The sequence below is a fragment of the Pseudomonas nitroreducens genome (genome assembly GCF_024170165.1).
In the GTDB taxonomy this organism is placed as follows: Bacteria; Pseudomonadota; Gammaproteobacteria; order Pseudomonadales; family Pseudomonadaceae; genus Pseudomonas; species Pseudomonas nitroreducens_C.
In genome coordinates, this window is the sequence record NZ_JALJXP010000015.1 from 139,514 (window position 1) to 162,434 (window position 22,921).

Consider the following 22,921-nt stretch of genomic DNA (forward strand, 5'->3'; position numbering starts at 1 on the left):
CGCGGGCTGGGGCCCGCTTGTTGGAATTATGGGTCAGAAGCAGGTATCGCCATCGAGCAGACGGCGGGCGATGGTGCGCCGCTGGATTTCCGAGGTGCCGTCCGGAATACGCATGGTACGGGCGAAACGGAAGCCCTCTTCCAGGCGCAGCTCGTTGGTCAGGCCCATGCCGCCATGCACCTGCATGCAACGGTCCATGACCCGGCACAGCGCCTCGGTGGAGGACGCCTTGACGATGGAAACCTCCTTGGTCGCCGGCTGGCCCTCGTCCACCAGCCACGCGCAATGGCGCACCATGCTTTTCACCGCGTAGATGTCCATGGCGCACTCGGCAAGCATCGCCTGGACCATCTGGTGCTCGGCGATCGGCTGGCCGAAAGTCTTGCGCACCTTGGCGTAGTCCAGCGCCTGGTCCAGGGCCCAGCGGGCCAGCCCCAGGCAGGACGCCGCCATGCTCAGGCGCCCGGCATTGACCCCCTCCAGCGCCGCCTGCAGGCCGCGATCGAGCGGGCCGATGCGCTGGCTGTCGGGCACCCGCACGTTGTCCAGCGCGATGATGCCGATGTCCGCGCCCAGGTGGCCCATGGTCGGGATCACGCTGGGCACCGAGAAGCCGGGGGTGTCGGTCGAGAGGAAGAAGCCGGTGATGCCACCCTTCCCTGCCTTGACCTTTTCCTCGTCGGTGACGGCGAAGATCATCGCGTAGTCCGCGTAGGGAGCGTTGGTGATCCACTGCTTGCTGCCATTGAGTATCCAGTGGTCGCCATCGCGCACGGCGCGGGTTCGCATGGCCAGCACGTCAGAGCCGGCGTCCGGCTCGCTGAGGCCGAAGCACAGGGTGCGTTCGCCGCTGGTGATGGCCGGCAGGTACTCCTCCAGCACCGCCGGCTGCATGTGCTTGAGTACCGGGGTCAGACCGTTGGTGAAAGGCGACGGCAGGATCACTGTCTGGATCAGGTGCCGGGACGGCCCGACATGGGCATTCAGCCGCTCCTGCAGGTAGACCGCGGCCTGGGCGCCCAGGCCGGCGCCTCCCAGCGACGCGTCGCCCAGCGCGGTGTAGAAGCCGGCCTCGGCGGAGAGCCGGCGCACTTGCGCGCGCAGCTCCATCACCTGCGGCGCGTAGCGGCCATCCTCGGTGTACAGCCGGCGTTCGTTGTGCAGCAGGTCGGCGTGCTGCTTCTCCAGCGGCAGCACTTCCTGCTCGATGAAGCGGATCAGCGCGTCGCCTACCGCCACCCAGTCATCGGGTACGTTGAAATCCATGGGCTTGCTCTCCTCAGACCGGGTCCCAGCCGAACACGTCGGCCGAGGTTTCCAATGGCAGGAACGAGGGCTTGAACGCCGGCAGCAGGTGCTCGCTCAACGCCTCCGGCGTCCAGCCGTCAGCCCGGTGCAGGGAGCGCACCGGGCGCGGCTGGTTCATCAGGAACACTTCATTGCGGCGCACGGTGAAGATCTGCCCGTTGACCTCGCTGGCTGCATCGCTGGCGAGGAACACTGCCATGGCGGCGATCGGCGCCGGGGTCATCGACTTGATCTTCTCCACCCGCGCGGCCTGGGCCGGGTCGCTGGCGGGGATCGAGCCGACCATGCGGCTCCAGGCGAATGGCGAAATGCAGTTGGAGCGCACGCCGTAGCGCGCACCATCCAGGGCAATGGACTTGGACAGCCCGACGATGCCCAGCTTGGCGGCCGCGTAGTTGGCCTGGCCAATGTTGCCCACCAGGCCAGAGGTGGAAGTCATGTGCACGAAGGCGCCGGCCTTCTGCTCGCGGAACCCGGTGATCGCCGCGCGGCTCATGTAGAAGCTGCCGTAGAGGTGCACGCGGATCACCGCGTCGAATTCCTCCGGGCTCATCTGGTGGAAGATCCGGTCGCGCAGGATGCCGGCGTTGTTCACCACCGCATCGAGGCGGCCGAAGCTGTCCATGGCCTGCTGAACGATGCGCTGGGCGCTGTCCCACTCCGACACGCTGTCACGGCTGAGCACGGCTTCGCCACCGGCGGCGCGGATCGCCTCTACCACTTCGCGGCCGGGGTCCTCGTCGTCGGCTTCGCCGCTGACACTGACGCCCACATCGTTGACCACCACCCGCGCACCCTGCGCGGCCATCTGCAGGGCCATCTCACGGCCGATGCCACGGCCGGAACCGGTGACGATGACGACCTTGCCTTCCATCATCTGCGAACTCATGAAGAACTCCTTCGGATTCCTGTTCTGCGAGGCTCAGCGGAAAGCGCTGACGCCAGTGATCTCACGGCCCTGGATCAACGCCAGGATGCCGTTCATGCCGTCGGGCACCTGGAACATGCGGGCGTCACGCCACATGCGTTCGATGCCCAGTTCCTCGGTGATGCCCATGCCGCCGTGCAGCTGCATCGCCAGGCCGAGCGCGCGCTCGCAGGCCTGGGTGGCGTAACGCTTGGCCATCGCCGAGCTGCCGTTGGCGCGCTGGCCACGATCCATCGCGTCCAGCGCCTGGTAGCAGAGCAGGCGCGCGCTGACGATCAGCGTCTGCATGTCCGCCAGGTCCTGCTGTACCAGCTGGTGCGCCGCCAGTGGCTTGCCGAACTGCTCGCGCACGCCGGCATATTCGACGCACATCTCGAAGGCCTTCTGCGCCAGGTGTACGCACATCAGGCCGATCAGCGGGCGGTTGCCGTTCCAGCCGACCGTGAGAGTCCTGGCGGCATCCCCTGCCTCGCCGATCAGGTGGCTGCGGGGAATGCGGGTTTCCTCGAACAGCACTTCGCTCAGGTGTCCCTGCTGCAGGCCGGTGACGCCGATCTCGCGCACGTCCACCGTCGACTGGCTGCGGTCCACCAGGGCGCGCTGGGCAATCGGCCGGCCACGCTCGTCGTTGCCCAGGGTGCAGGAGACATTGAGCAGGTCGCAGACCGAGGCGTTGGTGATCCAGATCTTGCGGCCGCTGATGTAGGCGCTGTCGCCTTCGACCCGCAGCCGGGTTTTCACCGCGTTGGAGTCGGAGCCGGCGTTGACCTCGGAGTTGGCGGTGCAGGCGATCTTGCGCCCGGCGATCAGGTCCGGCAGGTACTGCGCGGCGATTTCCGGCGGACAGCCGGAATAGATGCGCGCCACGGTGCCTTCGTGGGAAATCAGCGACAGCGCGACGATGGCCGGCAGCTGTTCGAGGATCAGCCCGTAGTCGAGCATCTTCAGCCCACCGCCGCCGACCTCGACGGGCAGGCGCGGCGCGGTAATGCCCAGCTCGGCCAGGGCGGCATAGATTTCCAGCATGGCGCTGCGCGGCAGCGGCTTGTCCACGGGGTGACGGGCGAGCACGGGATCGATACGGTCACGCACCATGCGCCGGGCCGCGTCGATCATCATTTCCTGGGATTCATTGGGAGCGAAGTTCATCGAAGGGCTCTCAGGCTCAGTTGCCGGTGAATTTCGGCTGACGTTTCTCGGCGAAGGCCTTGCGGCCCTCGATGCGGTCGCGGCTGTCGCGCAGCAAGCCCCAGTGCAGGTTGGCCTGGGCGACGAAATCGCGCGGCGCCAGGTGGCTGGTTTCCACCGCCAGGCGCTTGATCGCCTGCACTGCCAGCGGGCCGTTGGCGGCAATGGTCTCCGCCAGTTCCATGGCCAGGGTCAGCAACTGCCCGCGCGGCACGCAGTCGCTGATCAGGCCGATGCGCAGGGCCTGGGCGGCGTCGATGCGTTCGCCGGTCAGCGCCAGTTTCATCGCATGGGCCGCCGGGATGGCGCGCAGCAGGTACTGCACGCCGCCCACGGCCGGCACGCTGGCGACCCGAGCTTCGGGCAGCGCGAAGGAGGCCTGCTCGCTGGCGATGCGCAGGTCGCATTGCAGGGCCAGTTCCAATCCACCACCCAGGCAGTAGCCCTGGATGGCGGCGATCATCGGCTTCCAGATATCCAGGTCACCGAGGTCGATCAGTCGCGTGTAGCCACCCTCCTCGGCTTCCGCGGTGCGGCTCTTGAAGTTCCCACTGGCAAACCCGGTGGACGGCGGCAGGGTCGCCTTGAGGTTGGCGCCGGTGCAGAACGCCTGGTCGCCGGCGCCGGTGAGGACGATGGCGCGCACCTGGTCGTCGTCCTGGGCCGTGCCCAGGGCCTTGCGCAGGTGGCGCAGGTCACCGATGGTCAGCGCATTCATGGACTCCGGCGCATCGAGGGTGATGAGCGCCACGTGGCCGATGATCTGGAACTGGATCGCCATGGCTCAAGCGCTCGGGCTGGACAGGGAGCGGCCGCCGCAGACGTAGAGCGTATGGCCGGTGATGTAGGACGCCTTCGGGTCGGCGAACATCAGCACCGCATGGGCGATGTCCTCGGGCTTGCCGATGCGTCCGACAGGAATGGTCGCCATGATCTTCGCCCGCTGCTCCTCGGAGAGCGGCGCGAGGATCGGCGTATCGATGGCGCCCGGGGCAATGGCGTTGGCGGTGATGCCGTGCCTGGCCAGTTCGATGGCCAGGGTGCGCGTCAGGCTGATCACGCCGCCCTTGGCCGCCGAGTAGTTGGCCTGGCCGAAGCCGCCGAGCCAGGCCCGCGAGGAGATGTTGACGATGCGCCCGAAGCCCTGCTCGACCATGCCCGGCACCACGGCCTTGGCGCAGAGGAACTGCGACTTGAGGTTGACGTCCAGCACCAGGTCCCAGTCCGCTTCGCTCATGTTCACCAGGCGTTTGTCGCGGGTCAGTCCGGCGTTGTTCACCAGCAGGTCCGGGGTCTTCCAGCGCGCGGCGACCTGGGCCACCGCGGCATTCACCTGCTCGGCGGCGGTCACGTCGACCTTCACGCCCATCAGGCTGTCCGCTTGCGCGCCGGCTTCGGCGACCAGTCTGTCCATCGCTTCGCCGTTGAGGTCGAACATGGCGACGGCGTAACCGGCACCCAGCAGGGCCCGGGTCAGGCCCAGGCCGATGCCCTGGGCGCCACCGGTGACGATGGCGACCGGTTGATTCATGGGGGACGTGTTCATGTGGGTCTCCTCAGACGCCCAGGATGTGTACGGCGGAAGCCGCGTGATCGACGCCGGCGATGCCGCCGCCGGTGCATTGGGTCAGCGCCAGCTCGGCGCCCTCGGCCTGGCGTTCACCGGCACGCTGTTGCAGTTGCCAGACCGCCTCGACCATCTGCGCGACGCCGGTGGCACCCAGCGGGTGGCCCTTGGCGAGCAGTCCGCCAGAGGGGTTCACCACGGTCCTGCCGCCCAGCCCGGTAGCACCGCTCTTCAGCAGCTCGTGGGCCTCGCCACGGCCGCACAGGCCGAGGGCGTTGTAGTAGATGAGCTCGGCGATGCTGAAGGCGTCGTGCAGCTCGATGACGTCGATGTCGGCCGGCTTCACCCCCGCCTCCTGGTACGCCAGCGTGGCGGCGCGGGCGGTGATCTCGGCGGACAGGATGTCGTCGTCCGGCTCCTCGGCGCGGCCGGACTGGATGACCGATGCCAGCACCTGTACCGGGCGCGCCTGCTGCGGCTTGCGGGTGGTGAGCACCAGCGCGGCGGCGCCATCCACCGCCGACGGGCAGCACTGCAGCAGGGTCAGCGGGTCGAAGACCGTCCGCGAATTCATCACCTCGTCGAGAGAGACCTCGGTGCGGGTCTGCGCATAGGGGTTGAGCGCGCCGTGACGACGGTTCTTCACCGCCACCTCGCCCAGCACCTCGGCGCCCACGCCGAACTCATGCAGGTAGCGGGTGGCGCGCATGGCGTAGATCGCCGGCAGCGCCATGCCGGCACGGGCGTAGAGTTCGGTCATGTAGTCGTTGCGTTGCAGCGGGATGGTGCCGCCGCCCAGGCTGGTGAGCTTCTCCACGCCGAACACCACCACGGTGTCGTAGATGCCGGCCTGCAGCGCATGGCAGGCCAGGTGCACGCCGGTGGCACCACTGGCACAGGCGTTCTCCACGTTGTAGATCGGCAGGCCGGACAGGCCCAGGTCACGCAGCAGCACCTGGCCCAGGACCATGCCGCCGAACACGTTGCAGGCGTAGAAGGCCTGCGGCTCGTGCAGTTCGATCCCGGCGTCGGCCAGCGCCTGCAACACCGACCGCTGGGTGAGGTCCTGCAGGGACGCGGTGTGACGGCCGAAAGGCGTCATCGCCACGCCGGAGATGTAGACCGGCTTGTTCATGCGTCCTCCTGCGGACGGAAGGCGTAGATCGGACCGCTGTCGGAGTCGACCAGGCACAGGCTCAGGGCTTCGCCGATGCGCGGCTGGCGACCGGCGGGATAGTCCAGGCGGGCGAACACCCGCAGCCCCTCGGGGAAGTCGGCCAGGCCCAGCGGCTGCGGCGGCTTGTTGGCCTTCGGGCTGAAGTGCACGACGGTGAAGCTGTACAGCCGCGGCGTGGAGTCCAGCTCCACCAGCTCACAGCCTTCGCGCAATGGAGAGGTTTCCGGCAGCGGCGGGAAATGCAGGCCGGCGTGACCCCGGCGGCGCGAGGCCAGCAGGACCAGGCGACCATCGCGCTCGCGCCAGGGTTGTTCGGCGATGCCGGGCACCGCCTCGGTTTGTGCACTCATGGGAGCTCCTTGGCTCAGACGCGTTCGAACACCGCGGCGAGCCCCTGCCCGCCGCCGATGCACATGGTTTCCAGGCCGTACCGGGCGTTGCGGCGCTGCATCTCGTGGAGCAGCGAGGTCATGATCCGCAGCCCGGTGGCGCCGATGGGGTGGCCCAGGGAAATGCCCGAGCCGTTGACGTTGACCCGCGGGTCGTGTTCCAGCTGCCACTCGCGCAGCACGGCGAGCACCTGTCCGGCGAAGGCCTCGTTGACCTCGATCAGGTCCATGTCGGCCAGCTCCAGCTTCAGTCGCTGCAGCAGCTTCGCCACCGCCGGCACCGGGCCGATGCCCATGCGCAGCGGATGGCAACCGGCCGAGGCCCAGCCGGCGAAACGCGCCATCGGCCGCAGGCCGTGCTGGATGACGAAGCGCTCGGAGACCACCAGGCAGCCGGCCGCCGCGTCGTTCTGCTGGCTGGCGCTGCCGGCGGTAACGGTGCCGCCCTTGATGACCGGCGCCAGCCTGGCCATGGCTTCATAGCTGGCGTCTTCACGGATGCCTTCATCGCGGCTGACGATCAACGGCTCACCCTTGCGCTGCACTACCTCGACCGGCATGACCTCGGCATCGAAACGCCCCTGGCTCCAGGCCGCCGCGGCCTTCAGGTGGCTGCCCACCGCCCAGCGGTCGCAAGCCTCGCGACTGATGCCGTAGTCGCGCACCAGGTTCTCGGCGGTCTCCACTGCGCCGCCGGGGCAGTCGCCGTAGCGGCTCGCCGGCTGCGAGTTGACCCGGCCACGGTCGAGGCGATCGTGCAGCTTCACGTCGCCCAGGCGCGCGCCCCAGCGCATGCTGGTGCTGTAGTACTCGATGTTGCTCATGCTTTCGACGCCGGCCACCAGCAGGCAGTCGGCGGCGCCGGTCTGGACCTGCATGGCCGCATCGATCACCGCCTGCAGACCGGACCCGCAGCGCCGGTCCACCGAGTAGCCGGCCACCTCGTCAGGCAGGCCGGCCAGGGACGCGGCGTAGCGCCCCATGCAGGGCGCCTCGCTGGACTGGTACGACTGCGCGACTATCACTTCGTCGACTTGCCCGGCGGGCACACCGCTACGCCGCAGGACTTCCCGCAGGATGCGCGCGGCCAGGTCCGCCGCCGGCACGCTGGCGAGCGCGCCGCCGAACTTGCCGATCGGCGTGCGCACGGGGGAAAGGATGTAGGCGTTGGACATGGCGGTCTCTTCTTGTGCTGTTGTCGGGGTTCGATCAGGCATCGGCGCCCAGGCCGCTGGAGCGCAGGTGCTCGATCAGTGCGGCGTCCAGTCCCCAGTCGCGCAGCGCCGCTTGCCCGCCCTGCCCGCGCGCGGGGGCCGGTTGCGGAATGGCGCCGGGGGTGCCGAGGAAGCGTGGCGCCGGTGCCGGCTGCACCACGCCGGCGATTTCCATGAAGCTGCCGCGCGCCCGGGCATGGGGATGTCGTGCCGCTTCGGCGAAACCGAGCACCGGCGCCACGCAGGCATCGCTGTCGGCGAAGATTTCGCACCACTCATCGCGGGTTCTCTGCAGGAAGGCGCGGATGAACGCTTCGCGCAGGCGCGGCCAGCCGTGGCGGTCGTGCTGCGGCGGCAGGCTCTCTCCGGCCAGGCCGAGCTTGTCCAGCAGTTCGGCATAGAAGCGTGACTCCACCGGGCCGATGGCCATGTAGCTGCCGTCCAGGGTGCGGTAGGTGTCGTACCAGGGCGCGCCACCATCGAGCAGGTTGCTGCCACGCTCTTCGCGCCAGTTGCCCGAGGCCAGCAGCCCCCAGAACACCGAGCCGAGCTGGGCCGCGCCTTCGGCCATGGCCGCGTCCACCACCTGCCCGGCGCCGCCGCGCTGGACGTTGACCAGCGCCGCCAGCACGCCCATGGCCAGCAACATGCCGCCACCGCCGTAATCACCGACCAGGTTCAGCGGCGGCAGCGGGCGCCCGGCCACCGGGCCGATACCCGAGAGCACACCCGACAGCGCGATGTAGTTGATGTCGTGGCCGGCGCGCTGGGCCAGCGGGCCATGCTGGCCCCAGCCGGTCATGCGGCCGTAGACCAGGCCGGGATTGCGTGCGAACGCCTGCTCCGGCCCAAGTCCGAGGCGCTCGAGCGTGCCCGGACGGAAGCCTTCGATCAGTACGTCGGCGCGTTCGATCAGCTCCAGGGCGACCGCCGCGGACTCCGGGCGTTTCAGATCGAGGGTGACCGAGCGCCGGCCACGGCCGGTGATTTCCACCTTCGGCCCGTCCATCTTCGGCCCCAGGTCGCCATGGGCGACGGGTCGGTCGATGCGAACCACGTCCGCACCCATGTCCGCCAGCAACATGGTGGCGAAAGGCGCCGGACCGATGGCCTCGAACTCCAGAACCCGAATACCGCTCAACACACCCATTGACGTCGTTCCTTGCCTTTCTGGCGCGGCGGTTGCCGCAGCGATACCGCCCATTGGCGGCTTTTCCGCATTGGAACAACGCCCGATGGGCGTGGCCGCCACCCGCGTCGGGTGGCGGGTGGCGGCTGTCGGGGCCGGGTGGCAAAAGGCACTGGTGAACGCTATCGCTTGTAGGCATTCTCTGAAGGACGCCCGTACAAACCGACAACAATCGCGGGCGCTCGAGACTGCCTGGAAATGCCATGGAAAAGCCCAGCACCACGACAAGAAGAACTGCCCCTGCCCTGCTCGACGAGCGAGCCGAACCCGCCCTGACCACCACCCTGGACCGCTCGCGCCTGGCGCCGCCGCGCAGCGGTGGTCGGGTCATTCCGCGTGAACGACTGGTCCAGCGCCTGGTGGAAAGCCGCCGGCGGCGTTGCACTGTGGTCAAGGGCCCAGCCGGATGGGGCAAGACCACCGTGCTGCTCGCCTGTCGTCAGCAACTGCTGTCGCTGGGCTTCGAGGTCGCCTGGCTGAGCCTGTGCGAGGATGACAACGAACTGGGCCGCTTCATCGACTACCTGCTTGGCAGCCTGGCGCAGATCGACCTGCAGATGGTCCAGGAAGCCTCCCTGATGGAGGCGCACGGCTTCGACAGTGAGTCGGTGGAGCGCACGATCATCACCCTGGTCCAGGGCATCGCCAGCAGCCGCCAGGAAGTGGTGCTGGTGCTCGACGACCTGCACAGCCTTACCGATGTCGGTATCCACCAGGCCCTGCAGTGGCTGCTGGACTATGCCCCGGCCAATCTGCACCTGGTGCTCGGCACCCGCAGCGCCGTGCCGCTGTCACTGGCCCGCCTGCGCAGCCAGGAGCAGATCCTCGAACTGGACCTGCGAGATCTCGGCTTCACCCACGACGAGACCCGGCAGTTTCTCCAGCAGCAGCTGGGCGAATTGCCGGCCGCGGAAGTGCAACAGATCCATGAGCTGACCGACGGCTGGATCGCCGGCCTGCAACTGCTCGCTGCCAGCCGGCGAAAACCGGTCGACGCCGGCATGGCAGTCGGTGCCCCCCCTTCTCCCCTGCGCGACCACGAGGCCTTTGCCCGCTACTTCGAGTCCACCGTACTGGCCCGCCTGGAGCCCGACGAAGTCGAACTGCTGGTGCACACCGCCGTCTGCAATCGCTTCTGCCCGGCGCTCTGCGCAGCCCTGGTGAACCGTCCCGACGCGGTGGCCGAGGCACTGGCGCTGCTGGCTCGCCTGGAACAGGACAACCTGTTCCTCATCGCCCTGGACAGCAGCGACCCGGAAAGCTGGTACAGGCTGCACCCGCTGTTGCGTGAAACCCTGCTCGGCCTGTTCGCCCGCCGCGACTCCGAACACCAGCGTGCCGTGCACAGCCGCGCCTGGAGCTGGCTGCGCGAGCGCGATCAGCTGATCGATGCGGTGCGCCATGCCGTCGCCGGTGGCGAGGCGGCGGCCGCCGCGCAGCTCGTCGAGGAGCGCCTGGAAGCGCTGTATGCCCAGGGCGACCTGCGCATCCTGGTGGAGTTGGCCCGCCTGCTGCCCAGGGAGCAGGTGCAGACCAGCATCCGCCTGCGTCTGCTGCTGGCGCGCATGCAGGTGTTCGCCCGCGACTTCGCTGCCTGCGAACATAGCATCGCCGAACTCGACCAAGACGTTCCGGTGGATGACAACGACTCGCGCTTCCGCGTCGCCATGCTCCGCGCGGTACTGGCGGTGCAACGCGACAATACCGACGAGGCCCTGGGTATCCTCCCGCAATTGCTCAATCCGCCGCCCGGAGTCAACTCGGTGATGATCGGCGGCAGCCTGAACATCCTCTCCTGGCTGTACATGAACCGCGGCGAGTACGAACGCGCACGCCAGGTGCAACTGGAGCGCCCGCCCCTGCTGGTGGATGGCGCGCCGCTGCTGGGCACCGCCGGCGGCACCCTGCAGGGGCGCTGCCTGATCGGCCTGAGCCTGGCCATGGAAGGGCAGATCGCCCAGGCCGAGCGCATCTACCGCGAGGTCATCTACGAGGCCCAGCGCCACGGCCGCTCCTGCGCCGACGCCAAGCACCTGGCGACGGCGCTGCTCGGCGACACGCTGTATGAGAGCAACGAGATCGATGACGCCCTGCAACTGCTGGAGCCGCAGATCGACCTGCTTGAGCGCATCTCGATTCCCGACTCGGTGCTGCGTGCCCTGGAGGTGCTGGGCAAGGCGCACTGGGTGGCCGGCAACCGTCGCGAGGCGTTCGCCTACCTCGAACACCTGGACGAGTACGCTCGCCGGCACCAGCTCGACCGGCTGATGGCCCACGCGCTGGTCTGGCAGGTGCACTGGCACCTGCAGCTGGGCGAAGTGGTGGCTGCGGAGACCAAGCTCGCTCGCCTGGACGCCATCGCCGCACGCCACCCCGACGCCGCCACCAGCCATCGCAAGGACATCTTCATCATCGTCGAGAACGCCCACGTGCGCTGGGACGCCGCCCATGGCGACCTGCACAGCGCCACGCTGCGCCTGAACCGCATGATCGAAGCCGGCGAACAGGACGGCCGGCAGCTCGCCGTGACGCGCCTGAAGATGCTCTGCGCGGTCTTCGATGCCCAGCGCGGGCACCTCGACCAGGCCCGTGAAAAGGTCATGGCGCTGCTGCGCACGGCCCAGCGTTTCGGCCAGCTGCGTAGCGTGGTCGATGCGCACCCGGACGCCCTGCAACTGATCGAGACACTCACCCGCGACCAGCAACTCGACCCGGTACTGGCCTTCTACGTCGAGCGCCTGCGCGGTACGCGCCGAGTGGCCACGCAACCGGCAACGGCTGAAGCAACTCCCCGCGCCACCGGCCTGCAACTGGGAGCCGGCATGGAACCGCTGAGCGAGCGCGAACTGGAAGTGCTGCGCCTGTTGGCCCAGGCCCTGCCGAACAAGAAGATCGCACGGGCGCTCGGCCTGTCCCACGAAACCGTGAAGTGGCACCTGCGGCATATCTACAGCAAGCTCGGCGTCGGCAGCCGGGACGAAGCGGTAGCCCGCCTGCGCGACGCGGAAACCGCCAACAGCACCCCGCGCTGAAGCTGTGCCGCCACCCACTCCGGGTGGCGGCGACAGCCCGCTCGCGGCCGAGCATGGATGGACTCTTCCTGCGGAGTCCACCATGAGCACCGAACTGATCGAGCTGCGCGAGTCGCAGCTGGCCATCGCCGATGGCATCGCCACCCTTACTCACCTGAAGCCAGCGGCACGCAATGCGTTGTCGCTGGAGCTGCGTGAGGACTACGCGGACATGCTCGACCGCCTGGAGGCCGATCGCAGCATCCGCGCGCTGATCATCACCGGCTCCGGCGGCAGCTTCTGCGCGGGCGGCGACATCCGGTCGCTGAAGGAGCGCCAGCTCAGCAGCGATCCGGAGATCAATTCCGCCAACGCCATGCGCCTGCGCATCCGCCGCCTGCACGGCTGGCTGGAGCGCCTGCGGGGGCTTGAGATCCCGGTGATCGCCGCCGTCGATGGCCCAGCCTACGGCGCCGGGTTCGCCATCGCCCTGCTGGCGGATTTCATCCTCGCCTCCGAGCGCGCCTCCTTCTGCCTGCCGTTCGCCAAGCTCGGCCTGGTGCCCGACTCCGGCGCGCTCTATACGTTGCCGCGGGTAGTCGGCCTGCAGAAGGCCAAGGAGCTGCTGTTCAGCGCCCGCCGAGTTGCCGTGGAAGAAGCCCGCGAGCTGGGCATCGTGCACTCCATACACAGCCCCGAAGAGCTGGCCGAAGCCGCGCAATGGCTGGCCCGGCGCTTCCTCGCTTCACCGCGCGACGCCATCGCCATGAGCAAGCGCCTGCTCAACCAGAGCTACGAAACCCCGTGGCAAGCGATGGCAGAACTGGAAGGCCTTGCCCAGGGCGTCGCCTCCACCGCGCCCTATCACGATGAAGCGGTCTCCGCCTTCCTGCGTGGCGACCCTTCCCGCTACGACTGGGACCGCGACTGAGCCACCCGGCCCGGGTGGAGTAGCGCCGCCCCGCACGCCCCTACCGTAACCACCAGGCCTTCGCGCCTTTGCCGCGACAACCCGACAACACCCAACGACCGGCGCGGCCGGTCGGCAACAGGAGCCCTCCGTGCACATCGAGCGCAGCGTCTTCCGCGACGACCATGAAATCTTCCGCACCACGGTGCGGCGCTTCTTCGAACGTGAGTGCGTGCCGCGCCAGGAAGCCTGGAACCAGGCCGGACAGTGGGACCGCGAGACCTGGCTGAAAGCCGGCCGCGAAGGCCTGCTGGGCATTACCCTGCCCACCGAATACGGCGGTGGTGGCGGCGACTTCGGCCACAGCGCGGTGTACAACGAGGAGTTCAACCGTGCCGGCCTGTCCGGCAACGGGCTGGGCATGCACTCGGACATCATCGCCCCCTACATCGCCCGCTGCGGCAGCGAAGAGCAGAAGCGCCGCTGGCTGCCCGATGCCTGCTCGGGCGAGCTGATCCTCGCCATCGCCATGACCGAGCCGGGCACCGGCAGCGACCTCAAGGCCGTGCGCACCACCGCCGTGCGCGACGGCAACGAGTACGTCATCAACGGCAGCAAGACCTTCATCAGCAACGGACTGTCCGCCGACCTGGTGATAGTCGTCTGCAAGACCGACCCGGAGGCCGGCGCCAAGGGCATCAGCCTGATCGCCGTGGAAACCGACCGCGCCGGCTTCCAGCGCGGCCGCAAGCTGGACAAGGTCGGCCAGCACGCCCAGGACACCGCCGAGCTGTACTTCGACAACGTGCGGGTGCCGGTGGCCAACCGCCTGGGCGAAGAAGGCAAGGGCTTCGCCTACCTCATGGGCGAACTGCCGCAGGAGCGCTTCTCCATCGCCGTATCCGCCGCCGCGCGACTGGAGGCGGTGCTCGACCACACCCTGGACTACGTGAAGAACCGCAAGGCCTTCGGTCAGACCGTCTGGGACTTCCAGAACACCCGTTTCAAGCTCGCCGACATCAAGGCCCAGGCCACGGCCGTACGCCTGATGATCGACCACTACCTGGCCGAGCACATGCGTCGCCGCCTGACCCTGGAGGAAGCAGCCATCGCCAAGCTGTTCGCCACCGAAACCCTGGGCAAGGCGCTGGACGAAATGGTCCAGCTGCACGGCGGCTACGGCTACATGCTCGAGTACCCGGTGGCCCGCGCCTTCGTCGACATGCGGGTGAATCGCATCTACGGCGGCACCAGCGAAGTCATGCGCGAGCTGATCTCGCGCAAGCTCTGATCACACAAGGACAACAACCATGAGCCAGAAAGCATTCGTCGCCGGCGTCGGCATGATCCAGTTCAAGAAGCCCGGCACCAGCGACTTCTACGACGTGATGGCAGCCCAGGCGATCCGCCAGGCGCTGGAAGACGCCGGCATCGACTACCGCCTGGTGCAGCAGGCCTACGCCGGCTACGTCTACGGCGATTCCTGCTGCGGCCAGAAGGCCGTGTACCACGCCGGCATGACCGGTATCCCGGTGCTCAACGTCAACAACAACTGCGCCACCGGCTCCTCCGCCCTCTTCCTCGCCCGCCAGGCGGTGGCCAGCGGCGCGGTGGACTGCGCGCTGGCGGTAGGCTTCGAGCAGATGAACCCGGGCGCGCTGAAGTCTGCCTGGCCGGATCGCCCGGCGGCGCTGGAGCGCGCCAACGCGGTGGTCAGCGAGCTGGTGACCGGTATCGACGTGCCCAGCAATGCCATCCGCCAGTTCGCCGGCGCCGGCCGCGCGCACATGCAGAAGTACGGCACCAAGCTGGAAACCTTCGCCGCCATCCGCGCCAAGGCCAGCCGCCACGCCGCGCGCAACCCGCTGGCGGTATTCCGCAACGTGGTCACCACCGAACAGGTGATGAACGACGTGGTGCTCTGGCCCGGTGTGCTGACCCGCCTGATGGCCTGCCCGCCCACCTGCGGCGCGGCGGCGGCCATCGTGGTTTCCGAAGCCTTCGCGAAGAAGCACGGCCTGCGCACCGACGTGCTGATCGCCGGCCAGTCGATGGCCACCGATGTCCCGGCGTCCTTCGACACCCGCGACATGATCCGCGTAGTCGGCTTCGAGGTCACCCGTCTGGCCGCACAGCAGGCCTACGAACAGGCCGGCATCGGCGTCAACGACATCGACGTGATCGAACTGCACGACTGCTTCGCCCAGAACGAGCTGCTCACCTACGAGGGCCTCGGCCTGTGCGCCGAGGGCGAAGGCGAGAAGCTGGTCAACGACGGTGACAACACCTATGGCGGGCGCTGGGTGGTCAACCCGTCCGGCGGCCTGCTTTCCAAGGGCCACCCGCTGGGCGCCACCGGCCTGGCCCAGTGCTACGAGCTGACCCACCAGCTGCGCGGCACGGCCGGGGATCGCCAGGTCGAAGCGGCGCGCATCGCCGTGCAGCACAACCTCGGTCTCGGCGGCGCGGGCGTGGTCACCGTGTACCAGAAGAACTGACGGCGGGAGTTTCCAGATGATCGATCGCAAACACATCGGCAAGCAGTTGCCGTCCTTCAGCGTTGTCGCCGAAGCCGGCCAGTTGCGCTTCTTCGCCAAGTCCATCGGCGAGACCGACCCGGTCTACCTCGACGAGCAGGCCGCCCGCGATGCCGGCCACCCCGGCCTGCCGCTGCCACCGACCTTCCTCTTCTCGCTGGCCTTCCAGATGCCCAGCCAGGCCTGGCGCGACGAGCTGGGAATCATCTCCTCGCGCATCCTCCACGGCGAGGAATCCTTCACCTACCAGCGCATGGCCTATGCCGGCGACACGCTGCACTACGACGTGCGCATCACCGACATCTACGACAAGAAAGGCGGCGCGCTGAGCTTCGTGGTCCGCGAGTCGACGGTCAGCAACCAGCGCGGCGAGCACGTGGCGACCCTGCGCACCACCCTCGTCCACCGCAACGGCTGATCCGGAGGCCCACCATGAGCAACGTTCGATTCGACTCCGTGCAGGTTGGCGACAGCCTGCCGCCGCTGATCCTGGCGCCGATCAACCGCACCACCCTGGCGCTGTTCGCCGGCGCCTCGGGCGACCACAACCCGATCCACATCGACATCGACTACGCGCGCAAGGCCGGCATGGTCGACGTGTTCGCCCACGGCATGCTGTCCATGGCCTACCTCGGCCGCCTGCTGACCGGCTGGGTCGACCAGCGCCAGTTGCGCGGCTTCGCCGTGCGCTTCGCCGGCATCACCCACCTCGGCCACCAGATCACCTGCAGCGGCAAGGTGGTGGAGAAGTTCGAGGCCGAAGGCGAACAGCGCGTGAAGCTGGAAATCCAGACCACCAACCAGTACGGCGAAACCCGCATCGTCGGCGACGCCATCGTCGCCCTGCAGTAAGGAGCAAGAACATGGCAAAACTCGACGGCAAGGTGGCACTGGTCACCGGTTCCGGCCGTGGCATCGGCCAGGCTATCGCACTCAAGCTGGCCAGCGAAGGCGCACGCATCGTGCTCAACGACCTGGACCTGGCACCGGCGCAGGAAACCGCAGCAATGATCCGCGACCTGGGCGGTGCGGCAGCGGTCTGCCACGGCAACGTCAGCGCGCCGGACTTCGCCGAGCGCTACATCCGCACCGCGATGGAGAGCTTCAAGGGCATCGACATCATCGTCAACAACGCCGGCTACACTTGGGACGACGTGGTGCAGAAGATGAGCGACGAGCAGTGGTACGCCATCCTCGACTGCCACATGACCGCGCCCTTCCGCATCTTCCGCGCCGCCTACCCGGTCATCAAGGCCCAGGCCCAGGCCGACGCCGAAGCCGGGCGTGAGGTGTTCCGCAAGGTAGTGAATATCTCCTCGGTGTCCGCGCTCAACGGCAACGCCGGGCAGATCAACTACAGCGGCGCCAAGGCCGGTGTCGCCGGCATGACCCGCGCACTGGCCCGCGAGTGGGGCCGCTTCAAGGTCAACGTCAACGCGGTGGCCTTCGGCTTCATCGAAACCCGCATGACCCGCGCCGACGCCCATGCCGGCGCGACGGTGAACATCGAGGGCCGCGACATCCGCGTCGGCATCAGCCCCGAGGCGGCGAAGTCCTTCGCCCAGCGCAACCCGCTGGGTCGCCCCGGCAGCGTGCAGGAAGCGGCCGACGCGGTGTACCTGTTCTGCTCGCCCGAATCCAACTACATCACCGCGCAGACCATCGCCGTGGCCGGCAACCTCCAGTAGCCCGCGCTCCCCATCCAGAACAAGAACATGGAGTCACGCATGAAGTCCCGGATCATTCGTTACCTGCCCCACAGCCTGCTGGCCGGCGCCATCGCCGCCAGCCTCCACCTGCCGCTGCTGGCCGCCGAAACCACCGCCAGCCAGCCGGCCAGCAGCCTCACCGCGGCGAAGAACGCCGAAGTGCTCAAGGTGCTGCCGTTCAGCGACCGCAGCGACTACGAGTCGGTCACCCGCGGGCTGGTCGCGCCCTTCAGGGGGCAGATTCGCAACGCCGCCGGAAGGGTCGTGTGGGACAGCCAGGCGCATGACTTCCTCGACGCGGACAAGGCTCCCGACACGGTCAACCCGAGCCTCTGGCGCGCTGCCCAGCTGAACAACCATGCCGGCCTGTTCCAGGTCGCGGACGGCATCTACCAGCTGCGCGGGATGGACGTGTCGAACATGACCATCATCGAAGGCAAGGACGGCCTGTTCGTCATCGATCCGCTGACCTATGCCGAAACCGCCCGCGCGGCGCTGGAGCTGTACTACCAGCACCGACCGAAGAAGCCCATCGTCGGCGTGGGCTACAGCCACAGCCACGGCGACCACTTCGGCGGCGTGCGCGGGGTCGTCGACGAAGCCGACGTGAAGAGCGGCAAGGTGAAGATCTTTGCTCCGGCAGGCTTCATGGAGCACGCCATCAGCGAGAACATCTTCGCCGGCAACGCCATGAGCCGCCGCTCGCAGTTCCAGTTCGGCACCTTCCTGCCACGCGGCGAGCGCGGGCAGCTGGACGTCGGCATGGGCAAGGCGCTGCCCTCGGGCGGCACCTTCACCCTGATCGCACCGACCGATCTGATCCGCAACGAGTACGAGACCCACACCGTCGCCGGCATCCAGATCGAGTTCCAGCTCACCCCCGGCACCGAAGCGCCGGCGGAAATGAACTTCTACTTCCCGCAGCATCGCGCGCTGTGCATGTCCGAGAACAGCACGCAGATGATGCACAACATCCTCACCCCGCGCGGCGCGCTGGTGCGAGACGCCAAGGCCTGGTCGCAGTACCTCGACGCCAGCCTGGAGCGCTACGGCGAGAAGACCGACGTGATGTTCGTCTCGCACAATTGGCCGACCTGGGGTGGCGAGCGCATCCGCACGCTGCTGGCCGACCAGCGCGACATGTACGCCTTCCTCAATGACCGCACCTTGCACCTGATGAATCAGGGGCTGACCTCCACCGAAATCGCCGAAAGGATGGACAAGCTGCCCGGCGAGCTGGAGAAGAAGTGGTACACCCGCGGTTACTACGGCTCGCTCAGCCACAACTCGCGCGCCGTCTACCAGCGCTATCTGGGCTTCTACGACGGCAACCCGGCGAACCTCAACCCGCTCACTCCGGTGGACGCTGGCAACCACTACGTCGAGGCCCTGGGTGGCGCCGATGCAGTGCTCAAGCTGGTCCGCGCGGCCATCGACAAGGGCGATTACCGCTGGGCGGCGACCCTGGGCAACCACCTGATCTTCGCCCAGCCGGACAACCAGCAGGCCAAGGCCCTGCAGGCCGACGCCCTGGAGCAGCTCGGTTACCAGGCGGAGAACGCCCTGTGGCGCAACATCTACCTGACCGGCGCCATGGAGCTGCGCGGCGGCGTGCCGGTGTATGACGCCGGGGCGACCAAGGCCGACGTGGTGAAGAGCATGGAGCCCGGCCAGTTCTTCGACTTCCTGGCGATCCGCCTGGATTCAGACAAGGCCCAGGGGCACGACATGGTGATGAACTGGGTGTTCAGCGACTTGGGCAAGGACTACGCGGTGACCCTGCGCAACGGCGTGCTGACCCACCGCAACGACGAGAAGAGCGCCAACCCGACCGTCACTGTCACCCTGGCCAAGAGCACGCTGGACCAGATCAGCCTGCGCAAGCTGGACTTCCCCACCGCCATCAAACAGGGCGACATCAAGCTCGATGGCAACGCCAAGGCGCTGGGCGCCTTCCTCGGCATGATCGACAGCCCGGCCCCGCAGTTCAACATCGTCACCCCGTGACGCCTTCCCGCACCGGGCCAGCCCGGTGCGGGACACCCCCCTTCGAGGCCGGCCCGCTCCGGAACAGTCAGCATGAAGCAACTCACCCCGATGGACGCGCAGTTCTTCTATTCCGACGCCCCGCACCAGCCCATGGTCATCGGCGGCCTGTGGATCTGCGACCAGCGTTCCGCGCCCAATGGCCTGGTCCGGCACAAGGACATCATCCGTTTCATCGACAGCCGTCTGAGCGGCACCTCGCTGTTCCGCCGACGCCTGCAGCACGCGCCGTTCCGCCTGGACGACCCGTACTGGCTGGAAGACAAGCACTTCGACCTGGAGTACCACATCCGCCATGTCGGCCTGCCGCAGCCCGGTGACTGGCGCCAGCTGTGCATCTTCACCGCGCGGATGATGTCGCGCAGCCTGGACATGGAGCGTGCGCCCTGGGACATCACCATCATCGAGGGGCTGAACAATGTCGAAGGTGTCCCACCGGGCAGCTTTGCCCTGCTGCTGCGCTTCCACCATGCCTACGTCGACGGCAAGTCCGGGGTGGAGATCACCACCCTGCTGATGGACGACCAGGTCGAATTCGACGAGAACCCGTATCGCCAGCCGCTCAACGAACGGATGCCGACCCGTGCGCAGATGTGGGCCAAGACCATGCCGCGCCTGCTCGGCCAGTCTCTGCGCAGCGCCCGCGCCGGCTACTGCGCCGCACGCAAGAGCGTGCAACTGGTCGCACAGTTGCGCGGCGAGGCCAGCCCGGACCAGCACCGCGTGCCGACGACCCTGTTCAATGCCCCGGTTTCGCCACACCGCACCTACGGCGCCACCTGCTGGCCGATCGCCGAGCTCAAGCAGATTCGCCGCTGCGCCCCGGGCGCCACGCTGAACGACGTGATCATCGCGATTATCGCCGGCGGGCTGCGGCGCTACCTGCTGCGTCGCGAAGCCCTGCCGGTGGACCAGTCGCTGGTCGCGCTGTGCCCGGTGGCCATGCGCCCGGAAGGCGCACGCAGGGACATGGGCAACCTGATCTCGATGATGCTCATCGGCATGGGCACCGACCTGTCGGACCCACAGCGGCGCCTGCAGGCCATCACCGAGCGGACCCGACGCGGCGGCCCGCTGGCCAGGGAAGTGATGCACGAGCTGATCACCTCCCTGGGCGACATGCTGCCGGCGCCGGTGCGCATGCTCGGGGGCTGGGTGCAGAACCAGGTCCGCTACGTCGGCCGCGTCCACCTGCAGAACACCCTGATCACCAACGTGCCAGGGCCGACCAATGGCGCCGAGAAGAAGTACTTCGCCGGCGCCGAGATCCTCGCCACCTATCCCATCGTCCCGGTGCTCGACGGCATGGGCCTGAGCCACGGCATCACCAGCCTCTACGGGCAGATCATCCTCGGCGTGCTCGCCGACCGGCAGATGCTGCCGGACATGGACGTGTACATGGCCTGCCTGCAGGAGTCCACCGACGAGTACCTGGCGCTTGCCCGCGACAATCCTCCCGGCCCGACCGAGGACAAGCCCGCCGCGCCACGCAGGCGCCCTGCCACCCTGCGCCAGGCAGAGTCCGGCAAGCCGTGAAATCCGGGCCGCCCACCGAGCGGCCCAAGCCGAAAGTCAGCGCGCACAGCACAGGAAGGAAACGATGTTCAGGCAGAAGTCGGCGGCCCGCCAATGGCAGGACAGGATGGACCATGCGCACAGCTTCCAGGAGTGGGCGCAGCACGCGACCGCCCATGACCAGGCCACCGGCATGGATGACTGGCGACGCAACGAAGTCTGCGCGGACTACGACTGCCGCACCGTGCGCCAGCGCTTCGAACGCCTGCGCGACCTGCACGACGCCGGCGACTACGGCGGCCTGATGTTCGCCCTCAACGAGGGTATCCACGGAAACCTCGCGGGCATGGGCAAGGCGTCCCTGTATAGCCATTCGCACCTGGGCACCAAGCACCTGATCCACCAGTACATCGAGGAAGTCTGCCGCGCGCTGGCCGCCATCGACGCCCTCGACGACAACGTCATACCGCTGGCCGAACGCATGGACTTCTTCCTGCGCGCCAGCCACTGCTTCGGTCGCTCGGCGCTGATGCTCAGTGGCGGCGCGGTGCTGGGCTACTTCCACGCTGGCGTGCTCAAGGCCTTGCTCGAGCAGGGACTGCTGCCGCGGATCATCTCCGGTTCCAGCGCCGGCTCGATTCTCGCTGCGATTGCCTGCACCCACCACGATGCTGAGTTGCCGGAGCGCCTGCAGGCCGAGCACCTGCTGATGCAAGTGCAACGCCAGCGACGTCCGCCGGCACGCACGACACTTGAAGCCAATGACCTGGCCAGCTATCTGCAGCGACTGATTCCGGACCTGACCTTCGCCGAAGCGTACAAGGTCAGTGGCCGCCACCTGAACATCACCGTCACCGGCCTGCAGCCCAGACAGGCACCGCGCCTGCTCAACGCCATCACGGCCCCGACGGTGCTGGTGCGTTCTGCGATCATGGCGTCCTGCGCGATCTCCGGCATCTACCCACCGGTCACCCTGCAGGCGAAGAATGCCGACGGCCTGCAGGTTCCCTACCTGCCGGAACAGCAGTGGATCGACGGCTCCTTCCTCGACGACCTGCCGGCCAAGCGCCTCGGCCGCCTGTACGGGGTCAACCACTTCATCTCCAGCATGGCCAACCCGGCGGCGCTGCTCTTCACGCCCAACCCCGACACCCGGCCGAACCTGCTGCAGAGCGCGGTGAACCGGCAGATCCGCCTCGGCAAAGGTGTGGCGACCCATCTGCTGCGACTGGGACGCGACCACCTGCGCCTGCGCAACCCCACCCTCGCGCGCTGGCAGCACCTGGGCTACAGCATCCTGGCGCAGGACTACACCGCCGACATCAACCTGTTCCTCGGCAAGCGCTGGCACAACCCGCTCAAGCTGCTCGCGCCGCTGCCCCTGGCCGAGTTGCGCAAGCTGGTACGCGAAGGCGAACAGGCCACCTGGGAGCGCATGGAGATGGTCCGAAACTGCACGGCCATCAGCCGCACGCTGGATGACATCCTGCGCAGACGTCATTGGTCAATGTGAGCCCGATACCGTAGCAGGCGGGCCTGACGCGCAAGCCTGTGCCTGGCGAATTCCGGCGCTTCTGTCGAGCTGCAAACGTCGAACGGTGTGGCGCAAGCCGTCCGGCGTTGAAAGCTGCCATTTGTCAGCGGCGGCTTTCGGCCAGTAGCGGACAAAATCACGGCCTCAGTCTGGCCTTCGTTCCTAGAGTTCAGGCTACACTCGCCCCCCTCTGAGCAGCGACGGTTCGCCTGCTCCTCCTGATTGGCGAGAACCTATGCAGAAGCTCGACTTGCCACGTATTTCAGTACGATTCAGAGGCTTCACCCTGCCTGTTGCAGGTGAGTTCCTTATTTGCGACTACGACGAGGTGCTCCGGGTATCGTTGTCTGAGCCGGCGAGCGTCGAAGTCACCGATGAAAACCCCAATGACTTCGAACTGAAACGCACCGATTGGTTTGGGGTATCTCTACGCGAACCTATCGCCCAGGCGGGATCGTATGAGCTGTCCTACGTTTTTGTCCCCGAGGACGACTTTCAGAAAGTCACTATAAAATCCGCTTCAGGAAGCGAAACTCTGAGTTTCAGGACATTCTCGGGAGACTGGTTTGTCGCCTCGTTCAGTGCAGACGCCAAGTACTTGATTCTGGCAGAGCCGTATCTCCTGGAGATTTATGCACTCGAATAGCCACAATTGCTTAGAGTTGACGCCGCTTGCACTGTCCGCAGCGATGTTGGATC

Annotated in this window: 20 protein-coding genes; 11 read left to right on the plus strand and 9 right to left on the minus strand. The window is 67.6% G+C overall.

Annotated elements, in window-relative coordinates; genetic code table 11:
* Positions 1-33 precede the first annotated feature (33 nt).
* The 9 genes from J2T47_RS25255 to J2T47_RS25295 are packed head-to-tail and all read right to left on the minus strand — an operon-like array spanning position 34 to position 8,921.
* Positions 34-1,266 carry an acyl-CoA dehydrogenase family protein gene (locus J2T47_RS25255; protein ID WP_253452937.1) on the minus strand — a complete coding sequence of 411 codons (1,233 nt, stop codon included), beginning with the start codon at positions 1,264-1,266 and terminating at the stop codon, positions 34-36.
* A 13-nt stretch (positions 1,267-1,279) separates the two neighbouring features.
* On the minus strand, positions 1,280-2,197 hold the full coding sequence (locus tag J2T47_RS25260; protein ID WP_253452939.1) for an SDR family oxidoreductase: 918 nt from the start codon (positions 2,195-2,197) through the stop codon (positions 1,280-1,282).
* Between the two features lie 33 nt (positions 2,198-2,230).
* A complete protein-coding gene (locus J2T47_RS25265) occupies positions 2,231-3,385 on the minus strand; it encodes an acyl-CoA dehydrogenase family protein (protein WP_253452941.1) in 1,155 nt (384 codons plus the stop codon).
* A 16-nt stretch (positions 3,386-3,401) separates the two neighbouring features.
* Entirely contained in the window at positions 3,402-4,205 is an 804-nt protein-coding gene (locus tag J2T47_RS25270) for an enoyl-CoA hydratase/isomerase family protein (protein ID WP_253452942.1), read from the minus strand.
* Between the two features lie 3 nt (positions 4,206-4,208).
* Positions 4,209-4,970, minus strand: a complete 762-nt coding sequence (gene fabG / locus J2T47_RS25275; RefSeq protein ID WP_253452944.1) for a 3-oxoacyl-ACP reductase FabG — start codon at positions 4,968-4,970, stop codon at positions 4,209-4,211.
* Positions 4,971-4,980: 10 nt separating this feature from the next.
* Positions 4,981-6,126 carry a thiolase family protein gene (locus J2T47_RS25280; protein ID WP_253452946.1) on the minus strand — a complete coding sequence of 382 codons (1,146 nt, stop codon included), beginning with the start codon at positions 6,124-6,126 and terminating at the stop codon, positions 4,981-4,983.
* The gene (locus J2T47_RS25285; RefSeq protein WP_253452948.1) at positions 6,123-6,518 is read right to left on the minus strand and encodes a Zn-ribbon domain-containing OB-fold protein; all 396 of its coding nucleotides are present in this window, start codon (positions 6,516-6,518) and stop codon (positions 6,123-6,125) included. The genes J2T47_RS25280 and J2T47_RS25285 overlap by 4 nt, the downstream gene beginning before the upstream one ends.
* 14 nt (positions 6,519-6,532) lie before the next feature.
* Entirely contained in the window at positions 6,533-7,732 is a 1,200-nt protein-coding gene (locus J2T47_RS25290) for an acetyl-CoA C-acetyltransferase (RefSeq protein ID WP_253452950.1), read from the minus strand.
* Between the two features lie 34 nt (positions 7,733-7,766).
* Positions 7,767-8,921: a CaiB/BaiF CoA transferase family protein gene (locus tag J2T47_RS25295; RefSeq protein ID WP_253452952.1), complete on the minus strand. Its 1,155-nt coding sequence runs from the start codon at positions 8,919-8,921 to the stop codon at positions 7,767-7,769.
* A 242-nt stretch (positions 8,922-9,163) separates the two neighbouring features.
* Between J2T47_RS25295 and J2T47_RS25300 the strand changes: the two genes are divergently transcribed.
* From J2T47_RS25300 to J2T47_RS25350, 11 genes are all read left to right on the plus strand, one after another.
* On the plus strand, positions 9,164-11,992 hold the full coding sequence (locus J2T47_RS25300) for a LuxR C-terminal-related transcriptional regulator (RefSeq protein ID WP_253452954.1): 2,829 nt from the start codon (positions 9,164-9,166) through the stop codon (positions 11,990-11,992).
* An 82-nt stretch (positions 11,993-12,074) separates the two neighbouring features.
* The gene (locus tag J2T47_RS25305) at positions 12,075-12,902 is read left to right on the plus strand and encodes an enoyl-CoA hydratase/isomerase family protein (RefSeq protein ID WP_253452956.1); all 828 of its coding nucleotides are present in this window, start codon (positions 12,075-12,077) and stop codon (positions 12,900-12,902) included.
* A gap of 130 nt (positions 12,903-13,032) precedes the next feature.
* Positions 13,033-14,172: an acyl-CoA dehydrogenase family protein gene (locus J2T47_RS25310; protein ID WP_253452958.1), complete on the plus strand. Its 1,140-nt coding sequence runs from the start codon at positions 13,033-13,035 to the stop codon at positions 14,170-14,172.
* Positions 14,173-14,191: 19 nt separating this feature from the next.
* Positions 14,192-15,379 (plus strand): lipid-transfer protein, encoded by a 1,188-nt coding sequence (locus tag J2T47_RS25315; RefSeq protein WP_253452961.1) that lies wholly within the window; start codon positions 14,192-14,194, stop codon positions 15,377-15,379.
* A 16-nt stretch (positions 15,380-15,395) separates the two neighbouring features.
* Positions 15,396-15,836 (plus strand): MaoC family dehydratase N-terminal domain-containing protein, encoded by a 441-nt coding sequence (locus J2T47_RS25320; RefSeq protein WP_253452963.1) that lies wholly within the window; start codon positions 15,396-15,398, stop codon positions 15,834-15,836.
* Between the two features lie 14 nt (positions 15,837-15,850).
* A complete protein-coding gene (locus tag J2T47_RS25325; protein ID WP_253452965.1) occupies positions 15,851-16,270 on the plus strand; it encodes a MaoC family dehydratase in 420 nt (139 codons plus the stop codon).
* An 11-nt stretch (positions 16,271-16,281) separates the two neighbouring features.
* The gene (locus J2T47_RS25330) at positions 16,282-17,106 is read left to right on the plus strand and encodes an SDR family NAD(P)-dependent oxidoreductase (RefSeq protein WP_192382789.1); all 825 of its coding nucleotides are present in this window, start codon (positions 16,282-16,284) and stop codon (positions 17,104-17,106) included.
* A gap of 39 nt (positions 17,107-17,145) precedes the next feature.
* Positions 17,146-19,134, plus strand: coding sequence for an alkyl/aryl-sulfatase (locus J2T47_RS25335; protein WP_253452967.1), 1,989 nt, complete (start codon positions 17,146-17,148; stop codon positions 19,132-19,134).
* Positions 19,135-19,206: 72 nt separating this feature from the next.
* Complete coding sequence (locus J2T47_RS25340) at positions 19,207-20,709, plus strand: wax ester/triacylglycerol synthase family O-acyltransferase (RefSeq protein WP_253452969.1); 1,503 nt, start codon at positions 19,207-19,209, stop codon at positions 20,707-20,709.
* Between the two features lie 64 nt (positions 20,710-20,773).
* Complete coding sequence (locus J2T47_RS25345; protein ID WP_253452971.1) at positions 20,774-22,201, plus strand: DUF3336 domain-containing protein; 1,428 nt, start codon at positions 20,774-20,776, stop codon at positions 22,199-22,201.
* 256 nt (positions 22,202-22,457) lie between these two features.
* Positions 22,458-22,868 (plus strand): hypothetical protein, encoded by a 411-nt coding sequence (locus tag J2T47_RS25350; protein ID WP_253452973.1) that lies wholly within the window; start codon positions 22,458-22,460, stop codon positions 22,866-22,868.
* Positions 22,869-22,921 lie beyond the last annotated feature (53 nt).

Coding starts and splice junctions, on each gene's coding strand:
- J2T47_RS25255 (WP_253452937.1), bottom strand. CDS start 1,266: ATGGATTTCAACGTACCCGATGACTGGGTGGCGGTAGGCGACGCGCTG.
- J2T47_RS25260 (WP_253452939.1), bottom strand. CDS start 2,197: ATGAGTTCGCAGATGATGGAAGGCAAGGTCGTCATCGTCACCGGTTCC.
- J2T47_RS25265 (WP_253452941.1), bottom strand. CDS start 3,385: ATGAACTTCGCTCCCAATGAATCCCAGGAAATGATGATCGACGCGGCC.
- J2T47_RS25270 (WP_253452942.1), bottom strand. CDS start 4,205: ATGGCGATCCAGTTCCAGATCATCGGCCACGTGGCGCTCATCACCCTC.
- fabG (WP_253452944.1), bottom strand. CDS start 4,970: ATGAACACGTCCCCCATGAATCAACCGGTCGCCATCGTCACCGGTGGC.
- J2T47_RS25280 (WP_253452946.1), bottom strand. CDS start 6,126: ATGAACAAGCCGGTCTACATCTCCGGCGTGGCGATGACGCCTTTCGGC.
- J2T47_RS25285 (WP_253452948.1), bottom strand. CDS start 6,518: ATGAGTGCACAAACCGAGGCGGTGCCCGGCATCGCCGAACAACCCTGG.
- J2T47_RS25290 (WP_253452950.1), bottom strand. CDS start 7,732: ATGTCCAACGCCTACATCCTTTCCCCCGTGCGCACGCCGATCGGCAAG.
- J2T47_RS25295 (WP_253452952.1), bottom strand. CDS start 8,921: ATGGGTGTGTTGAGCGGTATTCGGGTTCTGGAGTTCGAGGCCATCGGT.
- J2T47_RS25300 (WP_253452954.1), top strand. CDS start 9,164: ATGGAAAAGCCCAGCACCACGACAAGAAGAACTGCCCCTGCCCTGCTC.
- J2T47_RS25305 (WP_253452956.1), top strand. CDS start 12,075: ATGAGCACCGAACTGATCGAGCTGCGCGAGTCGCAGCTGGCCATCGCC.
- J2T47_RS25315 (WP_253452961.1), top strand. CDS start 14,192: ATGAGCCAGAAAGCATTCGTCGCCGGCGTCGGCATGATCCAGTTCAAG.
- J2T47_RS25320 (WP_253452963.1), top strand. CDS start 15,396: ATGATCGATCGCAAACACATCGGCAAGCAGTTGCCGTCCTTCAGCGTT.
- J2T47_RS25325 (WP_253452965.1), top strand. CDS start 15,851: ATGAGCAACGTTCGATTCGACTCCGTGCAGGTTGGCGACAGCCTGCCG.
- J2T47_RS25330 (WP_192382789.1), top strand. CDS start 16,282: ATGGCAAAACTCGACGGCAAGGTGGCACTGGTCACCGGTTCCGGCCGT.
- J2T47_RS25335 (WP_253452967.1), top strand. CDS start 17,146: ATGAAGTCCCGGATCATTCGTTACCTGCCCCACAGCCTGCTGGCCGGC.
- J2T47_RS25340 (WP_253452969.1), top strand. CDS start 19,207: ATGAAGCAACTCACCCCGATGGACGCGCAGTTCTTCTATTCCGACGCC.
- J2T47_RS25345 (WP_253452971.1), top strand. CDS start 20,774: ATGTTCAGGCAGAAGTCGGCGGCCCGCCAATGGCAGGACAGGATGGAC.
- J2T47_RS25350 (WP_253452973.1), top strand. CDS start 22,458: ATGCAGAAGCTCGACTTGCCACGTATTTCAGTACGATTCAGAGGCTTC.